The sequence below is a fragment of the Flavisolibacter ginsenosidimutans genome (assembly GCF_007970805.1).
GTDB classification, from domain to species: Bacteria; Bacteroidota; Bacteroidia; order Chitinophagales; family Chitinophagaceae; genus Flavisolibacter; species Flavisolibacter ginsenosidimutans.
This window is the reverse complement of the sequence record NZ_CP042433.1, coordinates 4,163,751-4,181,257: the sequence shown is the minus strand read 5'-3', so window position 1 is coordinate 4,181,257 and position 17,507 is coordinate 4,163,751. Positions and strand designations below refer to the sequence as shown.

The 17,507-nt window shown below is 47.0% G+C and carries 17 protein-coding genes; 10 read left to right on the top strand and 7 right to left on the bottom strand.

Annotation, left to right across the window (positions count from 1 at the left end):
• Positions 1–3: 3 nt before the first annotated feature.
• The 5 genes from gndA (at position 4) to fabG (ending at position 5,972) form a co-directional block, all read left to right on the top strand.
• Complete coding sequence (gndA, locus tag FSB75_RS17840; protein ID WP_146790266.1) at positions 4–1,431, top strand: NADP-dependent phosphogluconate dehydrogenase; 1,428 nt, start codon at positions 4–6, stop codon at positions 1,429–1,431.
• Between the two features lie 63 nt (positions 1,432–1,494).
• Positions 1,495–1,869 (top strand): four helix bundle protein, encoded by a 375-nt coding sequence (locus FSB75_RS17835; protein ID WP_146790264.1) that lies wholly within the window; start codon positions 1,495–1,497, stop codon positions 1,867–1,869.
• Positions 1,870–1,921: 52 nt separating this feature from the next.
• Positions 1,922–3,424 (top strand): glucose-6-phosphate dehydrogenase, encoded by a 1,503-nt coding sequence (gene zwf, locus FSB75_RS17830; RefSeq protein ID WP_146790262.1) that lies wholly within the window; start codon positions 1,922–1,924, stop codon positions 3,422–3,424.
• A gap of 225 nt (positions 3,425–3,649) precedes the next feature.
• Positions 3,650–5,170, top strand: coding sequence for a GH3 auxin-responsive promoter family protein (locus FSB75_RS17825; RefSeq protein ID WP_146790260.1), 1,521 nt, complete (start codon positions 3,650–3,652; stop codon positions 5,168–5,170).
• 46 nt (positions 5,171–5,216) lie between these two features.
• On the top strand, positions 5,217–5,972 hold the full coding sequence (gene fabG / locus FSB75_RS17820) for a 3-oxoacyl-[acyl-carrier-protein] reductase (protein WP_146790258.1): 756 nt from the start codon (positions 5,217–5,219) through the stop codon (positions 5,970–5,972).
• Positions 5,973–6,109: 137 nt separating this feature from the next.
• Here the strand turns inward: fabG and FSB75_RS17815 are convergent, their stop codons facing one another.
• From FSB75_RS17815 to paaA, 4 genes are all read right to left on the bottom strand, one after another.
• Positions 6,110–6,739 (bottom strand): DNA-3-methyladenine glycosylase family protein, encoded by a 630-nt coding sequence (locus FSB75_RS17815; RefSeq protein ID WP_146790256.1) that lies wholly within the window; start codon positions 6,737–6,739, stop codon positions 6,110–6,112.
• A 4-nt stretch (positions 6,740–6,743) separates the two neighbouring features.
• Entirely contained in the window at positions 6,744–7,541 is a 798-nt protein-coding gene (gene paaC / locus FSB75_RS17810) for a 1,2-phenylacetyl-CoA epoxidase subunit PaaC (protein ID WP_146790254.1), read from the bottom strand.
• Positions 7,542–7,603: 62 nt separating this feature from the next.
• Positions 7,604–7,966, bottom strand: coding sequence for a 1,2-phenylacetyl-CoA epoxidase subunit PaaB (paaB, locus tag FSB75_RS17805; protein WP_146790252.1), 363 nt, complete (start codon positions 7,964–7,966; stop codon positions 7,604–7,606).
• A 97-nt stretch (positions 7,967–8,063) separates the two neighbouring features.
• Positions 8,064–9,011, bottom strand: a complete 948-nt coding sequence (gene paaA / locus FSB75_RS17800; RefSeq protein WP_146790250.1) for a 1,2-phenylacetyl-CoA epoxidase subunit PaaA — start codon at positions 9,009–9,011, stop codon at positions 8,064–8,066.
• Between the two features lie 145 nt (positions 9,012–9,156).
• Between paaA and FSB75_RS17795 the strand changes: the two genes are divergently transcribed.
• Entirely contained in the window at positions 9,157–9,672 is a 516-nt protein-coding gene (locus FSB75_RS17795) for a hypothetical protein (RefSeq protein WP_146790248.1), read from the top strand.
• 43 nt (positions 9,673–9,715) lie between these two features.
• Here FSB75_RS17795 and paaE read toward each other — a convergent pair whose 3' ends face one another.
• Positions 9,716–10,795 carry a 1,2-phenylacetyl-CoA epoxidase subunit PaaE gene (gene paaE / locus FSB75_RS17790; RefSeq protein ID WP_146790246.1) on the bottom strand — a complete coding sequence of 360 codons (1,080 nt, stop codon included), beginning with the start codon at positions 10,793–10,795 and terminating at the stop codon, positions 9,716–9,718.
• A gap of 174 nt (positions 10,796–10,969) precedes the next feature.
• Here paaE and FSB75_RS17785 point away from each other — a divergent pair, with 174 nt between their 5' ends.
• Together FSB75_RS17785 and FSB75_RS17780 are read left to right on the top strand one after the other, a co-directional pair.
• Entirely contained in the window at positions 10,970–11,638 is a 669-nt protein-coding gene (locus FSB75_RS17785) for a DUF2461 domain-containing protein (protein WP_146790244.1), read from the top strand.
• 93 nt (positions 11,639–11,731) lie between these two features.
• On the top strand, positions 11,732–12,568 hold the full coding sequence (locus tag FSB75_RS17780) for an oxidoreductase (protein WP_172623209.1): 837 nt from the start codon (positions 11,732–11,734) through the stop codon (positions 12,566–12,568).
• A 60-nt stretch (positions 12,569–12,628) separates the two neighbouring features.
• On the opposite strand, the gene FSB75_RS17775 is transcribed toward FSB75_RS17780, so the two are convergent.
• Positions 12,629–13,651, bottom strand: a complete 1,023-nt coding sequence (locus FSB75_RS17775; protein ID WP_146790239.1) for an aspartate-semialdehyde dehydrogenase — start codon at positions 13,649–13,651, stop codon at positions 12,629–12,631.
• A 229-nt stretch (positions 13,652–13,880) separates the two neighbouring features.
• On the opposite strand from FSB75_RS17775, the gene FSB75_RS17770 reads away from it, so the two are divergent.
• Complete coding sequence (locus FSB75_RS17770; protein WP_146790237.1) at positions 13,881–15,593, top strand: lamin tail domain-containing protein; 1,713 nt, start codon at positions 13,881–13,883, stop codon at positions 15,591–15,593.
• 213 nt (positions 15,594–15,806) lie between these two features.
• Here the strand turns inward: FSB75_RS17770 and FSB75_RS17765 are convergent, their stop codons facing one another.
• Complete coding sequence (locus FSB75_RS17765; RefSeq protein ID WP_146790235.1) at positions 15,807–16,508, bottom strand: SDR family oxidoreductase; 702 nt, start codon at positions 16,506–16,508, stop codon at positions 15,807–15,809.
• A 110-nt stretch (positions 16,509–16,618) separates the two neighbouring features.
• Between FSB75_RS17765 and FSB75_RS17760 the strand changes: the two genes are divergently transcribed.
• Positions 16,619–17,314, top strand: coding sequence for a YjjG family noncanonical pyrimidine nucleotidase (locus FSB75_RS17760; RefSeq protein ID WP_146790233.1), 696 nt, complete (start codon positions 16,619–16,621; stop codon positions 17,312–17,314).
• The last annotated feature ends 193 nt before the right edge of the window (positions 17,315–17,507 follow it).

Genomic DNA, 17,507 nt, shown 5'->3' with positions numbered 1-17,507 from the left:
AACATGGAAGCGCAATTTGATTTCGGGATGATCGGCATTGGCGTAATGGGCAGCAATCTTTTGTTGAACATGGCCGATAAAGGCTATGCCGCCATCGGCTTTGATTTAAAGCAGGAGCGTGCCGACAAACTGGAAGCCTCGGCAACCAAAGGCACAACCGTAAAAGGCACCACCAACGTTGAAGAAATGGTAAGGGCTTTAAAGAAGCCGCGAAAGATTATGATGCTTGTGCCCGCAGGCAAGCCGGTGGACGACGTGATCAACAACCTGCTTCCGCATTTGGAGAAAGATGACATTGTGATTGACGGCGGCAACAGCTATTACAAAGACACGCAAAAACGCGTTGATTACCTGCAACCCAAAGGCATTCACTTTTTCGGCATGGGCGTGTCGGGCGGCGAAGCCGGTGCACGCTTTGGCCCGAGCATGATGCCTGGCGGTGACAAGGAAGCGTATCAATATTTGAAGCCAATTTTAGAAGCCATTGCCGCCAAAGCCGACGGCAAGCCATGTGTGGCTTATATGGGAAACGGTCCCGCCGGCCATTACGTAAAGATGACGCACAACGGCATTGAATACGCCATGATGCAGTTAATCAGCGAAGCCTATGATTTGATGAAACGCGGCGCCGGTTATACAAACGATGATTTGCACACCATTTTTTTAAAATGGAACGCGGACAGCTTGCAATCGTTTTTGATTGAGATTACCGCCGAAGTTTTTCGCACGCTGGACACGGAAACCGAGGACGGAACCGATTATCTCGTTGACCACATTCTGGACAAAGCAGGCTCGAAAGGCACCGGCAAATGGACCTCGCAAGACGCGATGGATTTGCCGGTTTCCATTCCAACTATAGATATGGCTGTAGCCTTGCGTGACCTTTCGGTTTACAAAAATCAACGCGTTGAAGCCAGCAAGCTTTATCAGCCCGAAATTGGAAAAATAAATTCGCCTTCGGCAGAATTGATTCAGGATTTGGAAGATGCTTTGTACTTCACCTTCCTGATTGCTTATGCACAAGGCTTGAGCTTGTTGGCGAAGGCATCGGTTGATTACAAGTTTGACATTCCGCTGCCCGATGTGGTGCAAATCTGGAAAGGCGGCTGCATCATTCGTTCATCGTTGCTTTACCAGTTTGACAAAGCCTTTGCGGCTAATGCAACGTTGGAAAATGTTTTGCTTCACCCAACCATTGCCGAAATTTTAAAAAGCAAAGAAGCGGCGTTGCGAAGAATAATTTCGCTTACCATCAACGCAAGAATTCCGGTAGCAGCCATGAGCAGTGCGCTGGCTTATTTTGACGCCTATTGCAGCGAACGGCTTCCCACAAATTTGATTCAAGCGCAGCGTGATTTTTTTGGTGCGCACACGTATCAGCGTATAGACAAAGAAGGCGTGTTTCATACGGAGTGGCACGAGGGCGGTTGATAAGTTGATAGGTTAATAAGTTGACAAGTAATGCAACGCTGACCATACTTCAAAACTCTGTACATGGAGCAAAAACCACATCAACCTTTTACCGACCTAGATGTCTGGAAAAAGGCGAGAGAATTTAAAAAAGAATTGGAGTCGTTAGCAAAAACTTTTCCACTGGATGAGAAGCGCAGATTAAGCGATCAACTCATCAGGTCAGCACGCTCTATCAATGCAAACATTGCCGAAGGACATGGCCGTTTTACCTATAAAGACCAGCTTCACTTTTGCGTTCAGGCCAGAGGCTCGTTGAGCGAAACCTTGAATCATTTAATTGATGCCTTCGACGCCAAATACATTACACAAGACCAACTGTCTTTTCACAAACAGAAATATGACGAAATTGAACGCTTGCTGAACGGCTACATTACTTATCTGCGAGGGAAGCTTTAGGCGGCTTTAATTTATCAACCTATCAACTTATCAACCTGTCAACTCACTACGCATGACCACGGAAACCAAGAGAGAACCAACCATCATCTTCATCTTCGGCGGCAGCGGCGACCTCGCCTACCGCAAGCTTGTCCCGGCGCTATACAATCTCTACATAGACAAATACCTGCCCGATAATTTTTACATCTACGGCATCGGCCGCAGCGAGTACAGCGAAGACCAATACATTGATTATCTCAAAGGCGGCATTGCTTCGTTCAGCCGGCGCAAAGAAGCATTGGATGAAACGTGGAAAGTTTTTTCGCCGCACATTGATTACATCAAAGCCGACCTGGAAAAAGACGACACTTACCAGGAAATAAGCAACAAGATTGCAGAGAAAGAAAAGGAATGGAACGCAAAGGCCGTTGTGATGTTTTACATGTCGGTAGCGCCGCAACTGGCGCCGATGATTGCCACCAAGCTTTACGAACACGGCCTTACTGCCGATGCAGCGCACAGCCGCATGGTGTTTGAAAAACCTTTCGGCCACGATTTGGAAAGTGCGAGAGCATTAAACATCAAGTTGGGCGAAATGTTTGAAGAGCGGCAGATCTACCGCATTGATCATTACCTCGGAAAAGAAACCGTTCAAAACATTTTGGCGCTCCGTTTTGCCAATGCCCTGTTTGAACCGCTTTGGAATTGCAATTACATTGACCACGTGCAAATCACCGCCGCCGAGGATATCGGCATTGAAAGCCGCGGTTCGTATTACGAAGGTGCCGGCGCCCTGCGCGACATGGTGCAGAACCACATTCTTCAACTGGTGTGCATGATTGCCATGGAAGCGCCGGTATCGTTTGCCGCCGACGAAATCCGCAACAAAAAACTCGATGTACTCAAAGCCATTCGCCGCTGGCGAAAAGACGAGGTGCACAAGAATGCCGTTCGCGGCCAGTACGGCGAAGGTTGGATTCACGGCAAGGAAATCATTGCCTACCGCAACGAAAAAGGTGTGGCTCCCAACTCACCCGTCGAAACCTTTGCGGCCGTAAAATTTTACGTGGACAACTGGCGCTGGCGCGGCATCCCGTTTTTTGTGCGCACCGGCAAAGCCATGCAATCAAAAAGCAGCCTGATTGTGATTGAATTTAAGCCAGCACCCGATTATGCCTTTCCACCGGAAGCCGGCGAAACCTGGCGGCCCAACCGCCTGATTATTTCCATTCAGCCGCAGATGGACATTCGCCTGCGCTTCCAGGCAAAACAGCCCGGCCCGCAAATGATCCTGCAGCCAGTAGACATGGTGTTTAGCTACACCGATGCTTACGGCGACAATGCGCCGGAAGCTTATGAAACGTTGTTGGAAGACGTGATTGAAGGCAACCCGACCTTATTCATGCGTGCCGACCAGGTGGAGAAAGCCTGGGAAATTATTCAACCCATTCTGGAAGCCTGGCAAACCCGTCCGCCGGTTGATTTTCCGAATTATACACCCGGCACCTGGGGCCCTGAAGACGCGGAAGCGTTGATTGCCCGGGATGGATATAATTGGACGACGCTGCCGAAATGAGGAGTCAGGAGACAGAATACAGGAGACAGGAGTTTGGTATCTGGAAATCAAACAATCATTGGAGATTGCTTCTCATAGTTTATTAAAACAGTTCCTGCGGATTTCAATTGGTTCCGACCATTCGAAATTTAAGAAGTGAAGCGTTACGCTATTTGCTTGGTGACTGATGGTGTAAGTCTCTTCTAACTCCTGACTCCTCATTTTCTCCTATCTTGCCCGCGTCAAATGAAACTTCTCTCTCCTGCTATATCACGCTTTGCACGCTTGCGATTGTGGTCTATTGAACAATGGACAATTGACCCCGTAAAAGCACAGCACCATGTGTGGCAAGATCTCTTGGCCGCGGGCCAGTACACCGAGTTTGGCCGTTGCTTTCATTTCTCGCAAATTCAATCGCTGAGTGATTACAAGAAAACCATTCCCGTTCAAACCTACGATAGCCTCAAAGGCTACATTGAACGCATGATGCGCGGCGAAGAAAACATTTTATGGAACACGCCCATCACCTGGTTTGCCAAAAGCAGCGGAACCACAAGCGACAAAAGCAAGTTCATTCCCGTTAGCGAGGAAAGCTTAAAAGACAATCATTACAAAGCGTCAAAAGATGTGCTGTCGCTGTACTACGTTTCGCATCCCGAAAGCGATTTGCTCACCGGCAAAGGGCTTGTCATCGGCGGCAGTCATCAAATCAATCAATTCAACGAAGAGATTCAGTACGGCGATTTAAGCGCCGTGGTTTTGCAGAACTCTCCGTTTTGGAGCAACTGGATTCGCACACCGGATTTATCCATTGCGTTAATGGACGAATGGGAAACAAAGATTGAAGCGCTGGCGCAATCAACCATAAACGAGAACGTAACCTCGATGGCCGGTGTGCCCACGTGGCTGATTGTTTTGCTTAAACGCATTTTGGAAATCACCGGCAAGCAAACCGTTAAAGAAGTGTGGCCGAGCCTTGAGTTGTACATGCACGGCGGCGTAAGCTTTGTTCCTTACCGGCAGCAGTTTGAAAAATTAATTGGTGCGCCCATCAATTATATGGAGATGTACAACGCATCGGAAGGTTTTTTTGCGGCGCAGGATGATTTGGCTGAAGACGGCATGTTGCTCATGTGCGATCACGGCATTTTTTACGAGTTCATGCCGGTGAACGAGTTTGACAAAGAAGCGCCGCAAACGATTCAGTTGAACGAAGTGGAAGTTGGAAAAAATTACGCACCCGTCATCACCACCAACGGCGGCTTGTGGCGTTACCTGCTGGGCGATACAATTCAATTCACATCGCTGGCTCCTTTTCGCATAAAAGTATCCGGCCGCATCAAGCACTTTATGAATGCCTTTGGTGAGGAAGTGATTGTGGACAATACCGACACAGCCATTGCATCGGCTTGTAAAAAAACCGGCGCAGTTGTAAACGATTACACCGCTGCACCCATTTATTTTTCCGAAGAGGGCAACGGCGCACACGAATGGCTGATAGAATTTGACAAGGCGCCCGAAAATTTGCCCCAATTCATTTACGAGTTAGACGCCGCACTCAAAAGCATTAACAGCGATTACGAAGCCAAGCGCTACAAAGACATTGCGCTGCGCATGCCCGAAGTAAAGACCGTACAAAAGGGAACGTTCACTGCATGGCTGGCGCACAAAGGCAAATTGGGCGGGCAACATAAAGTACCGCGGTTAAGCAACGACCGGACAACACTGGAAGACGTTAAACGGTTTGTATCGGCTTCGCAGGACTGATACAAACCGAATCCATTACTTTGCGAACGTTTAAAATCAAACCAACATGAGACTTCTCGAAAATAAAGTTGTCATCGTAACCGGCGCGGCCCGCGGCATCGGCGAAGGCATTGCCCTGAAACTGGCCGAACACGGCGCAAACATCGCGTTTACTTACGTTAGCGAAAGCAGTGCAGACAAAGCAAAATCACTGGAAGAAAAATTGGCCGGCCATGGCGTAAAAGCAAAAGCCTACCGCAGCAATGCCGGTGAATTTTCGCAATGCGAAAGCTTCGTAAACGACGTGGTGAAAGAGTTTGGCTCGGTAGACGTTTGCGTGAACAACGCAGGCATTTCAAAAGACAATCTATTGCTGCGCATGACGCCGGAAAGCTGGGATGATGTGATGAACATAAATTTGAAAAGTGTATTCAACATGACCAAGCAAGTCATTCGGCCGATGATGAAAGCAAAGAGTGGCAGCATCGTCAACATGAGTTCCGTAATTGGTTTGATGGGCAACGCAGGACAAGGAAGTTACGCCGCTTCAAAGGCCGGCATTTTGGGTTTTACAAAATCGGTTGCAAAAGAATTGGGTTCACGCAACGTTCGCTGCAATGCCATTGCGCCGGGCTTTGTGGAAACGGACATGACCTCTTACCTCAAAGAAGGTGAGCAGGCAGACAAATACAAAGCAGGCATTCCGCTGGGCCGCTTTGGTACCGCGGAAGACATTGCGAATGTTACGCTGTTTCTTGCAAGTGATATGAGCGCCTATATGACCGGGCAAGTGTTGAGCGTGGACGGCGGATTGTACATGTAGCCTTAAACCATAATTTGGGAATTAGTAGGATTAGCAAGAAACAGGATAGCCTTTATAAAGAAAGAGTCGTTCAGTAATGAACGGCTCTTTTGTTTCTGTCAAAATCTTTTCAATCTATCCAAACCCTTGTTTTTTGATCAATGGAGCAGTTTGATGTTTTTCTTTTTAATGTAATAATGCCAAAGAATCATGGTGGCAATGGAACGATAGGGCTTCCAGGTTTCGGCCATTGCCATAATTTCTTCTTTTGTGAACGATTGCCCCGTTATCATTTTTACTGCGTTTACTAAAGCCAAATCACCAACCGGAAAAACATCTGCGTGTTGAAGTGCATGGAGCAGGTAAATATCAACAGTCCAGTTGCCAATTCCTTTTAAGGCTGTCAGTTCTTTGCGAATGACTGCGTCTTCTTTTGTTTCAAAAGCTTTCAGGTTGATTTTCTTTGCAACGATGGTCTCTGCTAAGCCTCGTGTGTACACAATTTTCTGGCGACTGAAATAGCAGCTTCTTAAGTCTTTATCGCTTAAGGAAAGCAAGCCTTGCGGCGTGATTTTTCCAAGTCGTTCTTTCAGCTTTTTGTAGGCCGCATAAGCTGATGCGAGTGAAACCTGCTGTTCAAGAATGGTAAGAACAAGCGTTTCAAATGTGTTTGGTCTTGTCCAAAGCGGCGGGTAACCGTATTCGGAAACGATGCTGTTCAGACGCATGTCGTTTGCACTTAGCTTATCGCAAAGCGCAACAAAATTTTCTTTCGTAAACCGCAGCATGAACTTACCAGGTAACGTTTGGATAGGTGCGTTGCAGGCATTGCATCTCGGCAAGTAAATACCCTAAATGTTCGGTATGGCGGCCTTCTTTACCGCCCGATTGAAACCATTTTGCTGCGGGCATTTCTAACGTTGCTTCGATAAACACGGCTTGCACTTTTTGCAGCCATGCTTCTTTTAACAATGAAACATTTATTGCTTCAAATGTTGCTCCCACAAACATCTCACCGGTAAAGGGCCAGAGATCTGCGAGTACGTTTTTTATGCGCCGGTTGCTTTCGTCCGTTCCATCGCCCAAACGAATCACCCACTCGCCACTCCAGCGTAAGTGATAAGCAACTTCCTTGATTGATTTTTCCGCAATGGCTGCCAGTTGCGCATCGTTGTTTTGTTGCAGTTGCTGGTATTGATGGAATTGAAAAACGCTGAAAAAAAACTGCCGCAGAACGCTAAAAGCCCAATCGCCTTTTGGCAATTCGGCGATGAGCAAATTGAGGTATTGATGTTCGTCGCGAAGGAAAGCAAGATCGTCTTCCTCCAATTCGCGGTTGTAGGTTTTCCAAAGACGCGGAACGTATTGATCAACGGCTTTTTTCTCGTCGTTATCAAAGCCGTTGTAAAGTGATGCGGCGTATTGATAAAAGTTTCTGGCCTGCCCCAAAAGGTCAAGCGAAATATTAGTGATGGCAATGTCTTGTTCCAGCACAGGACCATGGCCCGTCCATTCGCTGTTGCGCTGGGCAAGCATCAGCGCATTGTCCGCAAGATGAAGGTTGTATAAAAAAAGTTGAGGGGTTGACAAGTTGAGGGGTTGATTGGTTAAAGCAATCCTGCTAATCGTTTTAAAATCCCGGCAATCCGCGGTTACATGTGTTTTACTTCGTCGGGCAAATCGTAAAAAGTCGGATGACGATAAACTTTGTCGGCCGCAGGCTCGTAAAAACTTTCGGCTTCGTCGGGATTTGATGCGTGAACGTGTTTGCTTTCCACCACCCAAATGCTTACGCCTTCAAGTCGCCGCGTGTAAACGTCTCTTGCGTTTTCAATGGCCATCTGCGCATCTGCTGCATGAAGGCTGCCAACGTGTTTGTGGTCGAGGCCTTGCTTGCTGCGAATAAAAACTTCCCACAAAGGCCATTCATTTTTTGGAGCATTTGAAATGCCGCCGCCGGTTGGGGCTTCCTTGTCACCGTAGTCGCCGTAGTAGAATTTAGTAAAGAGTTTCATCTTCGATATTTCAATTAATGCTGAATAGAATTACAGAATGTACAAGAGTGCGACGCAACGAAAGTTTAATGGATGGTTGAACGTCTGATTCAAAAAATTACGCCGCTTCCCTCTTACTCCGCACCGCTCTTTTTTCTGCATGAGCCTTCGCGGCTTCGCGTACCCAGCCACCTTCTTCCCAGGCTTTGCGTCGTGCGTCCAGGCGTTGTTTGTTGCAAGGGCCGTTGCCGCTTACCACGTTCCAGAATTCTTCCCAATTGATTTTTCCAAAATCGTAATGCTGCCGCTCTTCGTTCCACTTTAAATCCGGGTCTGGCAAGGTCATGTTCAGCAACTTCACTTGCTCGGTGCACATGTCCACAAAACGCTGGCGCAATTCGTCGTTGCCGAAGCGTTTTATCTTCCACTTCATGCTTGCTTCGGTGTTGGTGCTTTCGCTGTCGTGCGGACCAAACATCATTAATGATGGCCACCACCAACGGTCAATTGCGTCCTGCACCATTGCTCTTTGTTCTTCGCTGCCTTTGCTTAATACAACAAGGCTTTCGAAACCTTGTCGTTGGTGAAAACTTTCTTCTTTGCAAACGCGAATCATGGCGCGGCTGTACGGCCCGTAACTGGTGCGGCAAAGCGGTACCTGGTTCATGATGGCGGCACCGTCAACCAGCCAGCCAATCACGCCCATGTCGGCCCAGGTTAATGTTGGGTAATTGAAGATGGACGAATATTTGGCCTTGCCGCTGTGCAATTGTTCAATCATTTCGTCGCGGCTAATGCCGAGGGTTTCGGCAGCGCTGTAGAGATAGAGGCCGTGGCCGGCTTCGTCCTGTACTTTGGCAATAAGAATTTGTTTGCGTTTTAACGAAGGCGCCCGGCTGATCCAATTGCCTTCGGGCAACATGCCTACAATTTCGCTGTGTGCGTGCTGGGAGATTTGCCGGATAAGCGTTTGCCGGTACTTCTCCGGCATCCAGTCTTTAGGCTCGATGCGTACCTCCGCATCAATTTTATCCTGGAAGATTTTTTCCATGTTCTGAACGGGCATATAGCAAGCTTTAAGCTGTAAAAATAAGCAAGGGCCGGTTAGATTAAGGTTAAGGTTCAAGATGAGATTTCAGCGAAAAGCCGCGGTAAAAAAGGATTTTGTCAGGCCCGCATCTTCTGTGTAACTTACTTGTAAATTTTTTACCATGAACTTTCAAACAATGAGCAAACAACGAAAAATGATCCTGATAGCGGCGGCTGTCGGCGTCATTTCCATGTTTTTACCATGGGTGTCTTTTCTCGGTTTTTCCGTTAGCGGAATGCACGGTTCGGGTATTTTTGTGTTTCTCTGTTTTGTGGCAGCCGGCGCACTTGTGCTGATGGGCGATCAAACCACCAGCCTCAATCAAACCAACTGGATGATTGCCCTGATAGCCGGTGGTGTAGCTGCGCTGATCATGGTGATAAACTTTTTTGATGCGGCAAGTTCCGGATTATTAGGGATTGGTTTTTATGGTGCTTTGATTGCTTCGCTTGCCATCATCGCCTTTGCCTTTATGTTTCGCACTGCCGGCGCAAGCCTGCAAAGCGGCTTCGATAGTTTGAAAGGAGACCTGGAAAGAAAAATGCATTCCACCAACACAACAACCACGAACGTTACCGGAACGACGACAACAGTTTCTAAGCCTACGACGGATGAACCAACAAGGCCGACCGCTTAATACATTTTTTGCTTTTGGGAAGAGAGCTGCGTTTGCGGCTCTTTTATTTTGCATCAAAGTCAACAACAACTTTTTCAGTTTTTGGATGCGACTGGCATGTAAGTACATAGCCTTGCGCAACTTCCTCTGGCTCCAAACCCCAATTAACGTCCATTGAAACTTCGCCTTCCACAAGCTTTGCCTTACATGTAGTGCACACACCGCCTTTGCAGGCATACGGAAGGTCGGCACCTTGCTTTAAAGCAGCATCCAAAATGCTTTCACTTTCATAAGCCAAATCAAAGTCGAATAAAATGCCGTCAACTTTTACGCTGATTTTTGCTTTTGCACTTTTGTCTTCAATGGCCGATTGTTGATTACTGATTGCCGATTGTTTTTGTCCGGGCACGGTGAAGAGTTCGAAGTGAATTTTATCCGGTGCAATGCCCCGGCCTTCCAAATAGCCTTTGATGCAAAAAATCATTTCTTCCGGGCCGCAGAGAAAAAACTCGTCGCAGGCTTTTGCGTCAATTACTTTACTGAATACCAGTTCGAGTTTGGGTACATCAATCCGTCCGTAATTCAATTCGGCGTCGGTTTTTTCACGGCTTAAAATATGATAGACGCGCAAGCGATCGATGAACTTATCTTTCAACGCCTCCAGTTCTTCTTTAAAGATGATGTTGCTCTTGGTGCGGTTGCCGTACACCAATGCAAAATTGCTTTGTGGTTCCGTGAGCAGCGTTGTTTTAACGATGGAAAGAACGGGTGTAATGCCGCTGCCCGCTGCAAAGGCCACGTAGGATTTTTTGTTTGAAGGATGCAGATCCGTGTAAAACTTTCCCGTGGGTGGAAGCACGTCCAAAACGTCGCCGGCTTTCAATTCATCATTGGCAAAGGTGGAGAACAAACCGCCTTCCGCTTTCTTTACCGCCACTTTTAATTTGTTGTCAAACGGACTTGTGCAGATGGAATAATTGCGGCGCAGTTCTTCGCCGTTGAGCCATTTTTTTATCGTGAGATTTTGTCCCTGCTTAAAACGAAACGTTTCCTGCAATTCGGCCGGTACGTCAAACTCAATGGACACACAATCATCGGTTTCCTTCTCAACTTTTTTTACACGCAAAGGGTGAAAGTGAATCATGGCAATCGTAAAGCGCCAAAGATAAGCGGCGGAAGGGTTTACGGTTTGTGGTTTGTAGTTACAAACAAACTTTTGTTGTTCAAGATTTGATTCAACAGAAAAGGTTTGCGCTCTGTTGGTATCTTGCACAAACACCCCAACCACAAACAACAAACCGTAAACGCCAAACCAATCATGCTGGAACCGCAGACGCTGAAATTTTTATCACAGTTAAAGAAGAACAACAACAAGTCCTGGTTTGATGCGCACCGTGCGCAGTACGAAGCCGCACGGATTGATTTCTCTAACTTCATTCAATTGGTGATTGATGCCGTGCAGAAAAACGATACAACCATCACGGGATTAACAGCACGCGATTGCATCTTTCGCATCAACCGCGACATTCGTTTCTCCAACGACAAGACGCCGTACAAATCTCACTTTGGCGCCAGCATCAAACGCAGTGGAAGAAAGTCGCCGTTTGCGGGTTATTATTTTCATTGCGAACCAGGAGGACAAAGTTTTATTGGTGGCGGCTTGTGGCAACCCGAATCACCTGCGCTAAAAGGTTTGCGGCAAGAGATTGATTACAATTGGGAAGAGTTTCAGTCAATAGTGAAAAAAAAGGACTTCAAAAAAATTTACGGTGACGTTTACAAGGGCAGCGATGTAAGCTTAAGCACTACACCCAAAGGTTACGAAAAAGACAACCCTGCTGTTGACTATTTAAGACTGAAAAGCTTCATCGCCGAAACAAAGATTACCGACGAAGAACTTACCAAAGCTTCGCTGCACAAAAAAACGGTTGCGGCTTTTGAAGCCCTGCAACCGTTGCTTGCATTCATTAACCGAACGGTTGCATAGATTATCGAAGGTTTAACCGGCGTACTTCGGAACAAATCTTGCGGCAGCTTAAACTTTCGGCTTCGTCAATCGTTTATCAAACAAAATAAGATTATGGCAAAGGTTTGGTTTATCACGGGCGCCTCAAGCGGCTTTGGCGCAGAACTGGCAAAAGCGATCATCGAAAAAGGCGACAAGCTTGCCGCCACTTTTCGCAAAGAAGAACAGGCAAATGAATTCTCGCAACAACACGGCGGTAAGGGCATTGGTGTTGTACTGGATGTGACGCAAACAGAAAAAGTTCCTGCCGCCTTGCAGCAGACAATTGAAAAATTTGGACGAATAGACGTATTGGTAAACAACGCCGGCTACGGAACGCTGGGCGCCATTGAAGAATTTTCGATGGAAGAGATAAGAGCACAGATGGAAACAAATTTCTTTGGTGCGATTGCAATGACGAAAGCCGCGCTGCCCATCATGCGTCAACAAGGATCGGGACACATTGTGCAGATTTCTTCACAGGCAGGCTTTAGAGCCGGTGCGGGTTTTGGGTTATACAACGCCAGCAAGTTTGCACTGGAAGGCTTCAGCGAAGCATTGGCACTGGAAGTTGCACCGTTTGGCATCAAAGTAACCATTGTTGAACCGGGCCCTTTTCGCACGGAGTTTTTAGCCGGTTCAATGAAAGCCGCCGCACAAAAAATTGAAGCCTATCAAAGCTCGCCGGTAGGCAACACTTACAAGTACGTGAACGACATGAACGGCAAGCAGGAAGGCGACCCTGTGAAGGCAGCAAAGGCCATTGTTGATTACGTGTACAGCGAGAACAAAGCGCTGCGGTTGCCGCTGGGCAAAGCGCCGGTGCAAGCCATTCGCATGAAGTTGAAGCAGGTAGAAGAAGACCTGAACGCGAATGAAGCCATTGCGGTGAGCACTGTGTTTGTTGATTAGTTGATTGGTTGATTAGAAATGCAGGCTGCTTACTAATCAACCAATCAACCGTTCAACCATTCAACTAATCGCTGCGCTCAACTCCGCTTCTTTTTGTAGAATGCCTTTCTCTAACAAATACTCTGCAATCTGCACAGCGTTGGTAGCGGCGCCTTTGCGAAGGTTGTCGCTCACGATCCACATGTTGAGCGTGTTGGGTTGTGTTTCGTCGCGGCGAATTCTTCCGACAAAAACTTCGTCTTTTTCGTGCGCCCACAAAGGCATGGGATAAAGTTGTTGCGAAGGTTCGTCTTGCACAACAATGCCGGGTGCTTCGCTTAAGAGTTGCTTTACTTCGGCTAAATCGAAATCGGCCTCAAACTCAATGTTCACGCTTTCGCTGTGGCCACCAACAACGGGAATGCGAACGGTGGTTGAGGTGACGCGAATGGAATCATCGCCCATGATTTTTTTGGTTTCATTCACCATTTTCATTTCCTCTTTGGTGTAGCCGTTGTCGAGGAAGACATCGATTTGCGGAATCACGTTCAAGTCAATTGGATACTTGTAGGCCATCTCTCCTTCCTTGCCATCGCGTTCGTTGTTCAATTGGTCAACGGCTTTTTTGCCCGTGCCGGTTACACTTTGATAAGTAGAAACCACCACGCGTTTGATGCCGTATTTTTTGTGCAGCGGTTGTAGCGCCACTACCATTTGAATAGTCGAGCAATTTGGATTGGCAATGATCTTGTCATCAGCAGATAAGACGTTCGCATTTACTTCCGGAACAACCAAAGGTTTTGCCGGGTCCATGCGCCAGGCGGAAGAATTGTCAATCACCGTAATGCCGGCTTCGGCAAATTTCGGCGCCCACTCAAGCGAGGTGCTGCCACCGGCAGAAAACAAAGCCACGGCGGGTTTCAGCGCAATGGCATCCTGCATACTTACGACCTTGTATTTTTTTCCTTTAAACTCCACCTCCTTGCCCACCGATTTTTCGGAAGCAACGGGAATGAGTTCATCAACAGGAAAATTTCTTTCGGCAAGAACCTGTAACATTTTTGTGCCCACAAGACCGGTGGCACCAACGACTGCAACTTTCATTTTTTGACGTTTGATGGTTTGACTGTTTAACAAAAAAGCCTTCCGGTTGGGGAAGGCCTGTAATTTATTTTGAACGTACCAAACGTTACACACCTTCCCTTCTGAGGAATTGTTTCTTTGTGCGTTTGGTCTGTTTACTTTTTTGCATTGCGAAGCGAATATAATTGCAAAAACTTTTCGGTGCATCCTGTTCTTTCGTTTCCGTGTAAAAAATTTTTAGATTCGTATCATGTCCAAAACTAACCTGCTGCTGCTTTTGCTGTGCGGTTGCCTTTGCGCAAAGGCGCAAACCGCCGCCCGTTATGATATGGTCATCACCGAAATTATGGCTGACCCGACGCCGGTGGTTGGCCTGCCAAACGCAGAATACATCGAGATTAGAAATGTTTCGTCTACCGCTTTTAATTTGAGTGGATGGAAATTAAGCGACGCAACAAGTACGGCTACAATTACCGCTTCGTTTGTTTTACAACCCGACAGCGTCGTGGTTCTTTGCAGCAACAGCAATGTGGCTGCGTTTTCCGTTTATGGAAGGACAATCGGCGTTGCTTCCTTTCCCTCTCTGGACAATGAAGGCGATGTGCTCACACTCCGTTCGCCGCAGAACAAAGTCATTCATTGCGTAGCCTACACAAGCGATTGGTACGGCAACGAAGCAAAGAAAGACGGCGGCTGGAGTTTGGAAATGATTGACGCAAAAAATCCCTGCGGCGGAAAAGAAAACTGGAAAGCAAGCATCAACAATTTGGGTGGCACGCCGGGAAAAACTAATTCGGTAAACGGAACAAACACCGATGCAACACCGCCGCAACTGAAAAGAGCATATACCCCGGATAGTTTGAATATTGTTTTGTTGTTTAACGAACCGCTTGATAGCTCGTCGGGTGCAGCGGTTTCAAATTATTCCATTAATGGATTAAGCATTGCTTCGGCTTTAAGCGTTGCATCGCAATTCAACGCGGTACAACTAAAACTGAATTCACCCTTGCAACCATCAACGATTTACACGATAACCGCATCCAACGTTACCGATTGCAAAGGCAACGCCATCGGTGCTTATAACAAAACAAGGATTGGTTTACCGCAAACACCAATTTCAAACGATGCAGTGATAAACGAAATTCTTTTCAACCCAAAATCACCCGGCAGCGATTACGTTGAAGTTTACAACCGCAGCAAAAAAATTATTGACGCTTCAAAACTTTACGTTGCCAACAGAAGCAGTGGCGGCCTAGTTGCATCGTTAAAGAAAATAAGCGAAGACCCGTTCTATCTTTTTCCGGATGATTATCTTGTTGTAACGGAAGATGCTTCGGTTTTGAAAGGCCAATACTTTGTAAAGAACGAAGACGCTTTGTTGCAGCTTTCTTCCCTTCCGTCTTATCCCGATGACAAAGGCAACGTTGTTTTGATAGACCTGAACGGAACCATCGTTGACGAAGTGGTTTATAACAAGGATTGGCAGTTTGGTTTAATCAACGATGATGAAGGCGTTGCATTGGAAAGAATTGACCCCGGTGCCGCTTCGCAAAGCAAAAACAACTGGCACTCGGCGGCGGCAACCGCTGGCTACGGGACACCGACGTATAAGAACTCACAATACAAACGGCCAGAAGACGTAAAAGCAACGATAGACGTTTCACCCAAAATATTTTCGCCGGATAACGATGGCCGTGATGACATTGCCGACGTCAATTACAAAGTAGAAGAACCTGGATACGTTGCCAACGTTTTCATCTTTGACGCAAGTGGACGATTGGTAAGGCAATTGGTAAAAAATGATTTACTCGGTTTAAAAGGAAGTTGGATTTGGGATGGTCTTGGCGAGAACCACACCAAACTATCCATCGGTACGTACGTTGTGCTTACCGAGATTTTTAACCTGCAAGGGAAGAAGAAAAGTTTTAAGCAGGCCGTTGTTTTGGCGAGGCAGTTGAACTAAACGTTGTTCTTTCTCGCTCAATGAAAAGGAAGAAGGACTCAAATGATGCCATCAAACAAAAGCGACCGCTTTTATGGCGAGTTACGCAAGAGATGGTGAATAGCGATAAGGACGTACACGAGTGCGACGCAAGAAAAGCTTAATAGACTAATGAACCCTTGGCCCATAAACTGTTTATAGAAACTCTTTTACTGCCGCACACTGTTTTATGCCTCATAAATCGCCCAGTTGCGGCCTTAGCACAATGTCTTCCACAACGGCCTGCGGCGAAAGTTGTGTGGCGGCAAAAATCATCTTTGCCACATCGTCTGCTTGCATGATGCGTTGTTCCAAAATACCGCTGCCTTTCCACGAATCGGTATAAACCGCGCCGGGAATAACGGCCGTGACTTTTATGCCGTGTTCTTTTAACTCCGCACGAAGGTTTTTGGCGAAGCCCAGCAAGGCAAACTTGCTGATGCTGTAAGCACCGCCGCCGAGATACGCCGCCAAACTTGCGATGGAGCACATGGTGAAAATGTGACCGCTTTTTTGCGCTTTCATTTTTGGCAACAAGGTTCGCGTGGTGTGATAAGCACTGAAGAGGTTTACGTTCAGCATTTCTTCCAGCGCACCGTCGGGTTCGTCGGAAACATTGCCTTGAATAAACGTGCCGGTGTTGTTGATAAGCACATCAATCGAATCGGCATTGTTCAGCACCCATTCACTGAACAGGATTGCTTTTTCTTTTTGGCCGATGTCGAGTGCCTTGCCGTCAACGCTTACGGCAGGAAACTTTGTTTTTAATTCTTCGATGGTTTGCAAAAGATGACTTTCGGTTTTGGAACAGAGAAAAAGATTGTAGCCGTGCAGGGCAAAAATTTCGGCCAGGGCTTTTCCAATGCCACGCGATGCTCCGGTGATGACGGCATTCATTCGGTTTCTGGTTTTGTATAAACAAATCAAAAGTAAAAAGTCAAAATTTAAAACTTCTCCACAGTTTACTGGTCTTCTTTTTACTTTTGAATTTTGACTTTTGCCCTTCAATGAAATACAAGCATCTCTTCTTCGACCTTGATCACACGCTTTGGGACTTTGATGCCAACGCCAGAGCTTCGCTCATGCAGCTTCACGTTGATTTGAATCTGCCCGAAAAAGGCATTCACGATTTTGATGCCTTTTACCGGAATTATCTTGTACACAACGAAAACCTTTGGGCCAAATACCGGGCCGGCCAGATCAAGCAAGATGAACTGCGGCTGAAAAGAATGTGGCTGGCATTGCTTGACTTTAAGATTGCCGATGAAGCCCTGGCCAAACAAATGAACGAACTGTTTTTGCAACTGCTTCCTACGCGAACGCTTCTTTTTCCCGATACGAAAGAAGTGCTGCAATACCTGCGTGAAAAAAGCTACGGCCTGCACATCATCACCAACGGCTTTGACGAAGTGCAGCACAGCAAGTTGAAAAGTTCGGGGCTTGATGAATTTTTTAAAGTGGTGGTCACCTCGGAAGGCAGCAACAGTTTGAAGCCGCAAAAAGAAATTTTTGAATACGCACTAAACAAAACGGGAGCAAGGGTAGAAGAAAGCCTGATGATTGGCGATGCGGTTGACGTGGATGTGTTGGGCGCCTTGGGCGTGGGCATGGATGCGGTGCACGTAAATTATCATCATGCCGAACAAGAAGTAGAGCCAACCTATACGGTTTACCATTTAAAAGAACTGAAAGACTTTTTATAAAAAACCCCGCCGGCGGCGGGATTTTCTTTAATAGCAAGCAACGCTAGAGAAAGGACAGTGCGAGCCTTTGGCACTGCATTCGGTTTTTGCGTTGCATTTGCCGTTCGTGCTTTTGGTTGGCCTTTTATTGCTGTTTAAAACAGTGGCGGTTACGACGGCCGCGGTTAAGAGCAAAGCCAGGAAAATGAGTAGG

What these genes read in the sequence shown, in the direction of transcription:
- FSB75_RS17785 (WP_146790244.1), top strand. Translation starts at nt 10,970, where the DNA reads ATGCTGGAACCGCAGACGCTGAAATTTTTATCACAGTTAAAGAAGAAC.
- paaE (WP_146790246.1), bottom strand. Translation starts at nt 10,795, where the DNA reads ATGATTCACTTTCACCCTTTGCGTGTAAAAAAAGTTGAGAAGGAAACC.
- FSB75_RS17825 (WP_146790260.1), top strand. Translation starts at nt 3,650, where the DNA reads ATGAAACTTCTCTCTCCTGCTATATCACGCTTTGCACGCTTGCGATTG.
- FSB75_RS17815 (WP_146790256.1), bottom strand. Translation starts at nt 6,739, where the DNA reads ATGCTGCGGTTTACGAAAGAAAATTTTGTTGCGCTTTGCGATAAGCTA.
- gndA (WP_146790266.1), top strand. Translation starts at nt 4, where the DNA reads ATGGAAGCGCAATTTGATTTCGGGATGATCGGCATTGGCGTAATGGGC.
- FSB75_RS17780 (WP_172623209.1), top strand. Translation starts at nt 11,732, where the DNA reads ATGGCAAAGGTTTGGTTTATCACGGGCGCCTCAAGCGGCTTTGGCGCA.
- paaB (WP_146790252.1), bottom strand. Translation starts at nt 7,966, where the DNA reads ATGAAACTCTTTACTAAATTCTACTACGGCGACTACGGTGACAAGGAA.
- FSB75_RS17770 (WP_146790237.1), top strand. Translation starts at nt 13,881, where the DNA reads ATGTCCAAAACTAACCTGCTGCTGCTTTTGCTGTGCGGTTGCCTTTGC.
- FSB75_RS17795 (WP_146790248.1), top strand. Translation starts at nt 9,157, where the DNA reads ATGAACTTTCAAACAATGAGCAAACAACGAAAAATGATCCTGATAGCG.
- zwf (WP_146790262.1), top strand. Translation starts at nt 1,922, where the DNA reads ATGACCACGGAAACCAAGAGAGAACCAACCATCATCTTCATCTTCGGC.
- fabG (WP_146790258.1), top strand. Translation starts at nt 5,217, where the DNA reads ATGAGACTTCTCGAAAATAAAGTTGTCATCGTAACCGGCGCGGCCCGC.
- FSB75_RS17775 (WP_146790239.1), bottom strand. Translation starts at nt 13,651, where the DNA reads ATGAAAGTTGCAGTCGTTGGTGCCACCGGTCTTGTGGGCACAAAAATG.
- FSB75_RS17765 (WP_146790235.1), bottom strand. Translation starts at nt 16,508, where the DNA reads ATGAATGCCGTCATCACCGGAGCATCGCGTGGCATTGGAAAAGCCCTG.
- FSB75_RS17760 (WP_146790233.1), top strand. Translation starts at nt 16,619, where the DNA reads ATGAAATACAAGCATCTCTTCTTCGACCTTGATCACACGCTTTGGGAC.
- paaA (WP_146790250.1), bottom strand. Translation starts at nt 9,011, where the DNA reads ATGCCCGTTCAGAACATGGAAAAAATCTTCCAGGATAAAATTGATGCG.
- FSB75_RS17835 (WP_146790264.1), top strand. Translation starts at nt 1,495, where the DNA reads ATGGAGCAAAAACCACATCAACCTTTTACCGACCTAGATGTCTGGAAA.